We start from the raw sequence: 6,143 nt of genomic DNA, 5'->3' as shown, positions 1-6,143 counted from the left end.
AACCACCCCCAAAATTCCCGCCGCCCGCTCTTTTTTTTAAACCCCCCCGGGCCCCGGCGGGGGGGGCCCCGGGGCCCGAGCAGGCACCGGGGCCCGGCGCCGGCCCCCGGCACCTCACGCTGTCCGGGGCCGGGGCGGCGCCTGCGGAGGTGTCCGACACCGGTGGGACCTCCGGGGCACACGGCGAGCCGGGTGCCGGATCCGCACGCACGGGCGGGACCCGTGACGAGCCGGTGGACTCCGTCGGCGGGGGCCGGCGCCGCGGGAAGGGTGCCTTCGACGACGCGGCCTCCGGCGTGGAGGACGTCCCCGAGGCCGAGGCACTGCCGGACGCAGACCCGGGCCACGGGGGCGCACCCGCCGGCGGAGAGGCCCCGGACCCTGACGGCTTCCGGAACAGCGGCCCCGCTCCCGCAACGGAGGAGGCGGACCTCCCCGACCTCCCCGAGGCCGAGGCCCCCGGCGAGGAGGAGACCGGACCCCGCTCACCCTCCGACCCCCGTCCGCTCCTCGGCCGTCCCGGCGCCGAGTCGCACCCCCCGGCCCTCCGGCTGGGACAGGGGTCGTTGCGGGGACTCGCCGAGGAGGTCTCCCGCGCGTCGGACACGGGTATCGGAGGGCGCACGCGGTCCGCCGCCGACCGGCCCGACCGCGAGTCGGACGGCACGCCGGATCACCGGTCGGGCGGCGGGACTCCGCCGGGCCGGTCCAACGAGGCGCTCTGGCCCGCAAGCGGTTCCGAGCCGGAACCCCTGCCGGAGGCACCCGAGCCAGCGGACGGGGCCGAGGGCGCGGTGGATCCGCCCCCCGGGACCCGCAGGCCCCGCATCGCCCCCGCGCACACGGAACCGGACTCCCCGGCCACCCTCTGGCCCGGGGCGGAGGACGACTCGGAGCCCCCGCAGGCAGGCGCGCGCAGGCCGAGGATCTTCGACGCCCCTGAGCCCCACGCGCCGCGTGACCTCCTCGACCCGCCGGAATGGCACGCGTCCTACGGGGCGGACGAGATCGTCACCGACGACCCGACCCCGGTCGCCGGGCGCCCGCGGATGTTCGGCCGTACTCTTCGCAGGGCCGCGGAGCGGGACGCGAGGGCCGCACGGCGCCGCGTGGCCGCCGAGCCCGCCACACCCACCGAGCCGGTGGAGGAGCACGGGGCTCCCGGCACCCCGGAGGCCCGGGAGACGCACGAGTGGACGACCGCCGCGTCCCCGACCGACCGCCGCGACCACCCCGCCGACACCTTCGCCCCTGCCGAGCCCGCCGCAGCCCCCGAGGTCCGCGTCCCGGCCGACGCCCCACCCCTCGGAGTGGGCCCGGTCGCCGACGACGAGAGCGGGAACGGCCACGGCGACGAACCCCCCGACTACGCGGCCGAGACCGAGCCCGAAGTCGGCGACCCCTTCGACGAGGAGGGTTCCGACGACAACTGGCCCACCCAGTACGCCGACCTGCCGCTGGCCCGCCTGGAGCGCTGGCACTCCAGGCGGGGGCCCGAGGGAGCCCGCGTCGACGTGGTCGACGCCCGTGCCGCGGTCCGCGCCGAGCGCGCCGAACTGCGACGGGTGCGCGCGGAGCGCGACCACTACCACGCCGAGGTCCAGGACCTGCGGCGCGAGGTCGCCCGTCTCGACCGCCCCTGGCTGGACTCGGAGGACGAGGAGGAGAACGACACCTTCCCCGCACCCCGCCCCCGCCGCTGGCCCTCCCGCGTCCTGGTCCTGGTCCTCCTCGCCGCGTTGCTCGCCACCGGACTGGAGGCCGGTGCGCGGTTCGGCCTGAGCACCCTGGACCTGCTCGCCCTCCTCGGCGACCGGATCGCCTCCCTGTTCTGACGACCCCTTCCAGCCCGCAGGGGTGGCGGCGCCCCGAAGTATCGGCCCGACCGCTCAGGCCGTCTCCCAGGAGCGCCGCAGGCGCGTGGACACCACGGGGCCGGTGCTGGGCGGCCCCTCCGGCCGGTGGTCGAAGAAGACATTCTTCCTGTTATCCGAGTTCTGTCGGGAACCTGTGGAAATGGTGGTCGCGGCGGAATGGAAATCCTGAATCCGACCCCGCGTGCAACCGGGTCCGCCATAGAATAGGGAGGCAGAAAAAAGCCGCCTGTGAGTGAATGATGGAAGTACCCCTTCTGGTTCTCGAATGGGCGCGAACGCTTCGGAGGGACGACATGAACGTACTGCGTGCGGCCTGTGCCGCCGCCGCTCTGGCCGTGGCCGCGGGAGTCCTGGCGGTCCCGCCCGCACACGCCGCGGCAGCCGAGTACAACGACGCCTGCGGTCACGGCTACGACGTCGTCGATCAGGTGGCGATCGGAAAATCCGGCACAACTTTCCTCACCTACAACAAATTCACCGGTCTCAACTGCGCCGTCACGGTGCGCACGACCCCCGGCCCGGCCGTGGAGATGGTGGTCGGCCTGAAGCGGACGCCGGACGATCCTCGTCATGCCGTCTATGGAGCGGGCCACCACACCACCTACGCGGGCCCGGTCCACCTCTACGCGGCCGGTACCTGCGTCGACTGGTTCGGCTACATCGACGGGGACAACGGCTACAGGAACGAGACCGACTGCGGCTGAACGCCGGTCTCGTGAGGGGCGCCATGAGAGGAGCGGGACGCCTTCCAGCAGGATCACGTCCCGTCCCCGCCCTCCACCGCACCGTCCCGTGCGAGAACTCCCCGGCCGTTTCGCGCGTCGAACCCCGTCGTCAACGCGAGATCGTCGCGTTCGAGAACGAGGAGCGATGCGTGTTCGGAATCCTGCGCCCCTGTCGGCACACCCTGCCCGACGGGCTCGCCGAGGAGTGGATGTCCCACATGTGCGGGCTGTGCCTGGCCCTGCGCGACGACCACGGGCAGGCATCCCGGATCGCCACCAACTACGACGGCCTGGTCGTGTCGGTCCTGACCGCCGCGCAGTCCGAGGCCGAGGCGGACACGCGCGCGGCCGGACGCTGCCCCCTGCGCGGCATGCGCGGCGCCCGCGCCGCCAACGGCTCGGGCGCGTACCTGGCCGCCGCGGTGTCGCTGATGCTGGCCTCCGCCAAGATCACCGACCACATCGAGGACGCCGACGGCCTCTACGGCCGTCGCGGCGTCCGCTCGATCGCGGGGCGGGTCGCCGAGCGCTGGCGGCTGGGGGCCACGGAGGCGGGTGAGCGCCTCGGCTTCGACGGTGCCGGGCTCGTCGCGGTGATCGACCGGCAGCGCGAGGTCGAGCTCGCCGCGGCGCAGGGCACCGACGTCCTCACGGTCACCGCTCCGACCGAGGAGGCCACCGGCGAGGCCTTCGCGCACACCGCGCTCCTCGCCGACCGACCCGCCAACGCGGCACCGCTGCGTGAGGCGGGCCGCCTCTTCGGCCGCGTCGCACACTTGCTGGACGCGGTCGAGGACCGCGAGGAGGACCGGGTCCGCGGCGCCTGGAACCCGCTCACCGCAACCGGTACCGGCCTCGACCGCGCCCGTGAACTGTGCGACGGGGCCGTGCTCGGTGTCCGCCTTGCACTGGACGAGGCGGAGTTCACCCAGGACCGGCTGGTTCGCGCCCTCCTGGTGCGTGAACTCGGCCGCTCCGTGGACCGTGTCTTCGCCCAGGCCGGACACCCCCGGCCGGGTCGGCCGGGACCCCAGGGACCCCACGACCCCCACAACCCCTACGGGCCGCAGGGCCCTCACGTCCCCCCGGGTCAGTACAGCCCTCAGGGCCCCCACACCCCCTACGGCTCCCAGGACCCCCGCCGCCACCAGGGTCCCCACGGGGGAGCGGGGCAGTACCCCCACCACGGCGGTGACGCCGCGGGCGGCGGTAGCGGACACGACCAGGGCCCCCAGGGCGGCGGCGGGAGCGGCAGAGGGGCCGGATGCTGCGAGTGCTGCTCGTGCGACACCCCCGCGTTCGCCCACCCGCCGAAGACGCGCGGGTTCTTCAGCGGGTGCGCGGTGGCGCTGTTCATGTGCGGCTCGGGCCAGCTCTGCTGCCGTGACCCGCACCCCGGGCCGTGGTCGCAGAAACCGCGCGACGCCTGGTGCGGATACTGCGAGTGCTGCAGCGTCTGCCAGTGCTGCGAGGTCTGCCAGTGCTGTGACTGACCGTGCTCGCCGTCTCGGGTGGAAGCCTCGGACCGGAGGCCGCCGTTCAGGAGAGCGGGGCGGGGCGCGGGCAGTCGGTCGGGGCACATCGCGGGCGCTCCTAACCTGGGAGCATGACCGACAGCGCACCCCCGTCCCCGCTCCCTCCGGAACTGGTGGGGGCCCTCTTCGAACTGGACCTGCCCCGGCGGTACCTGGACGACCTGGCGGCAGCCCCGGACGAGGCGGGGGAGATCCTCCTGAACGCGGCACAGGCATGGGGTTCCACGAACCCGTCGGCGGCCCGGGACCTGCTGGAGACACTGCGGTCCCTGGCTCCGGACCCCGACCACCGCCAGTACGCGACCCACATGCTGGCGGAGTCGCTCCGGGCCGAGGGCCGGATGGACGAGGCCGACGGTCTGATCGCCGAGCTCATGCGGCCCGGGGTGCTCCGCCGGGCCACGGCCGTCGTGCTCGCCGACGAGTTCGCCCACGCGGGAGACCTCGACAAGGCGCTGTACTGCTACAACGTCGCCTGCCGCGCCATCCTCGCCCAACCGGCGCAGATCATCTCCCAGCTGGACCCGTACGGGCTCCTGCCACTGGTCGGTCGCGCCGTGGCCCGCGAAAGGCTCGGACTCGCACCGGACGAACACGACCGGGCGGCGCTGGCGGCGGACGGGGCGCCGTCGTCGCTGGAGTCGGCCCTGGGCATGGCTGGCGGCGACGCCCCCGACCGGCCCCTCCTCGTCCACGCGGCCTTCTCCCGGGACTCCCTGGCCAGAGCCCGCGACCTCGGTCTGGTGCCCGCGGCCGACGTCGGGGACGCGCACCACCACGGCGTCGAGCGGGCCCTGCGCTCGCAGGCCCAGGACCACCCCGGCGCCCTCCTGGCCACGGTCCTCACCACGCCGGAGGAACTGGGCGCCCTCGCCGACGCGGACGGGCCCGACGCGGCCGACCCCGCCTCCCTGGAAAGTTGGGCCCGGGCGCTGCCCCCGGACTCCGGGCGCCTGAGCCCCTGGCCCCCCGAGCGCAACCACCCCTGCTGGTGCGGGTCGGGGCGCAAGTACAAGAAGTGCTGCGGGTCCCCGTCCGTGCGCTGAACCGCCCCACCCCGGGAAACCCTCAGGCCGACTCGCGCCTGACCAGGACCGTGGGCAGGATCATCCCGGCGGGGGAGTCCCCGTCGATCATCGCGAGCAGCAGGCGCGCCATCTCCCCGCTGATCCGGGACAGCGGCCGGCGGATGGTGGTGAGCGCAGGCCTGCAGCGGCCCGCGACGGCGGAGTCGTCGAATCCGCCCACGGCCACGTCCTCGGGAACGCGCCTGCCGTCACCGCGCAGGACCTCCAGGGCCCCGGCGGCCCTCAGGTCGGAGGCGACGAAGACCGCGTCCAGGTCGGGCGAGCGCTCCAGGAGCTACGGCATCGCGGCCGAGCCGCTCTCCCGGGAGTAGTCCCCGGTGGCGATCCGGCTCCTGTCCACGTCGCCGAGCACGTTCCGGAAACCCGCCAGCCGCTCCACGCCCCCGGGGGTGTCCAGAGGGCCGGTGATGGTGGCGACGCGCTCGCGGCCGGTCTGGTCCCCGGCGATGGTGAGCACGAGCATGATGTCGTGGACGGCCAGAGCCCGGGTGCACTCGCGCAGCAGGATGCTGAAGTTGGGGTCCTCGAACAGGCGGTGCCGGGGTTCGGACAGCACGAACGCGACCGTTTTCGAGCGCTGGGTCGCCAGACCGCGGGCGTGCCGGTTGGCGACGTACCCGGTCTGCCGCACGGCCTTGAGGACCGCCGCCCACGCACCCTTGCTCACGTACCCCTCGCCGGTCAGGACACGCGAGACGGTGCCCCGGGAGCCCCAGGCCTCGGAGGCCACGTCGTTGGTCGTCGGGCGGCGGTGCCCTGCTCGTTCGTCTGCGGCCACGGTGGCGTGGTCTCCCTCTCGTCGGAGGCGGAGCGGGGCTCCGCGGCGGCGCCCCCGTCGGCCAGGTCAGGACTTGACCGCGCCGGAGAGCAGGTCGATGCGCCAGAAGGCTCGCGGGGGTGGCGGGGTACCCCGCCACC

The 6,143-nt window shown here is 74.5% G+C and carries 6 protein-coding genes; 4 read left to right on the top strand and 2 right to left on the bottom strand.

Going from position 1 to position 6,143, the window contains the following annotated elements:
- Positions 1–149 precede the first annotated feature (149 nt).
- From ACFWTE_RS29410 to ACFWTE_RS29395, 4 genes are all read left to right on the top strand, one after another.
- Positions 150–1,835, top strand: coding sequence for a hypothetical protein (locus tag ACFWTE_RS29410; RefSeq protein ID WP_378783182.1), 1,686 nt, complete (start codon positions 150–152; stop codon positions 1,833–1,835).
- Positions 1,836–2,170: 335 nt separating this feature from the next.
- Positions 2,171–2,581, top strand: coding sequence for a spore-associated protein A (locus tag ACFWTE_RS29405; protein WP_378783181.1), 411 nt, complete (start codon positions 2,171–2,173; stop codon positions 2,579–2,581).
- A gap of 170 nt (positions 2,582–2,751) precedes the next feature.
- Positions 2,752–4,095 carry a DUF5685 family protein gene (locus ACFWTE_RS29400; protein ID WP_378783180.1) on the top strand — a complete coding sequence of 448 codons (1,344 nt, stop codon included), beginning with the start codon at positions 2,752–2,754 and terminating at the stop codon, positions 4,093–4,095.
- Between the two features lie 113 nt (positions 4,096–4,208).
- Positions 4,209–5,183, top strand: coding sequence for an SEC-C domain-containing protein (locus ACFWTE_RS29395; protein ID WP_378783179.1), 975 nt, complete (start codon positions 4,209–4,211; stop codon positions 5,181–5,183).
- Between the two features lie 22 nt (positions 5,184–5,205).
- On the opposite strand, the gene ACFWTE_RS29390 is transcribed toward ACFWTE_RS29395, so the two are convergent.
- Together ACFWTE_RS29390 and ACFWTE_RS29385 are read right to left on the bottom strand one after the other, a co-directional pair.
- Positions 5,206–5,478 (bottom strand): substrate-binding domain-containing protein, encoded by a 273-nt coding sequence (locus ACFWTE_RS29390; protein ID WP_378783183.1) that lies wholly within the window; start codon positions 5,476–5,478, stop codon positions 5,206–5,208.
- A 21-nt stretch (positions 5,479–5,499) separates the two neighbouring features.
- Complete coding sequence (locus ACFWTE_RS29385; protein ID WP_378783178.1) at positions 5,500–6,003, bottom strand: LacI family DNA-binding transcriptional regulator; 504 nt, start codon at positions 6,001–6,003, stop codon at positions 5,500–5,502.
- Between the last annotated feature and the right edge of the window lie 140 nt (positions 6,004–6,143).

This window comes from Nocardiopsis sp. NPDC058631 (assembly GCF_042716955.1).
Lineage (GTDB): Bacteria > Actinomycetota > Actinomycetes > Streptosporangiales > Streptosporangiaceae > Nocardiopsis.
Note: the sequence above shows the minus strand (reverse complement) of the source record. Positions and strands in the feature narration are given on the sequence as shown.

What these genes read in the sequence shown, in the direction of transcription:
- ACFWTE_RS29395 (WP_378783179.1), top strand. Translation starts at nt 4,209, where the DNA reads ATGACCGACAGCGCACCCCCGTCCCCGCTCCCTCCGGAACTGGTGGGG.
- ACFWTE_RS29405 (WP_378783181.1), top strand. Translation starts at nt 2,171, where the DNA reads ATGAACGTACTGCGTGCGGCCTGTGCCGCCGCCGCTCTGGCCGTGGCC.